This window comes from Protofrankia symbiont of Coriaria ruscifolia (assembly GCF_900634745.1).
Taxonomy (GTDB): Bacteria; Actinomycetota; Actinomycetes; order Frankiales; family Frankiaceae; genus Protofrankia; species Protofrankia californiensis.
Window position 1 is genome coordinate 1 of record NZ_CAAAFR010000129.1, and the last position, 764, is coordinate 764.

Below are 764 nucleotides of genomic sequence, written 5' to 3' on the forward strand. Positions count from 1 at the left end.
GCGCGGGTCTGTTGCGTTATGGGAAAGCAAGACATGGCGGACCCTGCCTGAATGTTGATCAGACCGCCAGGGCGAGCTCGGCGAAGGCAGCCGACACCCGCAGCCGCGGGTCGGCGTCGACGCCGGGTTCGTAATGGCCGCGTCGGACGTTCTGCACGAACGCACGCCCCAAGCTGACCGGCTGAGCGGAACGGAGGCGTTTCAGCCCGCGCATCGGGCGGAGTCTTGCTTTCAGCTGGCTGTGGTCGGATTCGATCCGGTTGTTCGCCCGCCGGGCATCGCTGTGGTGGGTGGCGGGCAGCAGCTCGTCGAGGATCCGCGGATAGGAGGCCGCCTGGTCGGTGGTCACCTCGACCGGCCGGCGGCCGTGCGACAGGGCCTGGGTGAAGAAGCGGCGGGCCGTGGCCAGATCGCGCTGGTCGGAGGCGAACACGTCGATGACCTGCTCGAACTGGTCGACCGCCCGGTACAGGTAGATCCACTCTCCGGCGACCTTGGCGTAGGTTTCGTCGACGAACCACCGATCCCCGGGAGAGTGCCGGCAGGGCCGGACTGCATCGATCAGCAGCGGGGTGAACCGCTGCACCCACCGATAGACGGTCACATGATCGACGGCCAGGCCACGTTCGGCCAGGAGTTCCTCGACGTCCCGGTACGACAGCGTATAGCGCAGGTACCAGCGGACCGCCAGCACGCTTCCCCTCAGGGGGGAACCGGAAGCCGGTGAACTCCGATGCCGGGACCGGCGGACGGGACGTCGACGC

At 68.1% G+C, this 764-nt stretch carries 1 pseudogene; it reads right to left on the bottom strand.

From position 1 onward, the window contains the following. Positions 1-58: 58 nt before the first annotated feature. Positions 59-764: pseudogene (locus CV1CTNOD_RS15005) on the bottom strand (IS6 family transposase); the annotation flags it as partial.